Origin of the sequence: Psychrobacter sp. 78a-MNA-CIBAN-0178, assembly GCF_040309625.1 — a bacterium.
Classification (GTDB): domain Bacteria; phylum Pseudomonadota; class Gammaproteobacteria; order Pseudomonadales; family Moraxellaceae; genus Psychrobacter; species Psychrobacter okhotskensis.
Map to the genome: position 1 here is coordinate 1 of NZ_JBEOOZ010000224.1, position 231 is coordinate 231.

Annotated in this window: 1 protein-coding gene; it reads left to right on the top strand. The window is 46.3% G+C overall.

What is annotated here, in order from left to right; genetic code table 11:
- Nucleotides 1-231: transposase (locus AAEY80_RS14910; protein ID WP_350588650.1), on the top strand; the 231-nt coding region annotated here is incomplete at both ends.

Below are 231 nucleotides of genomic sequence, written 5' to 3' on the forward strand. Positions count from 1 at the left end.
AGGACATCACCGCTTGGCAGAACAGGCCATTGAATAGTGTTTATCCTATCGTCTATTTGGACTGCATCGTCGTGAAGATACGTCAAGACAAGCAGATCATCAACAAAGCCATTTACTTAGCGCTAGGCGTTAACCTTAACGGTAAAAAAGAGCTGCTTGGTATGTGGTTATCAGAGAATGAAGGCGCTAAGTTCTGGCTGGGTGATCTCACTGAACTCCAAAACCGCGGGG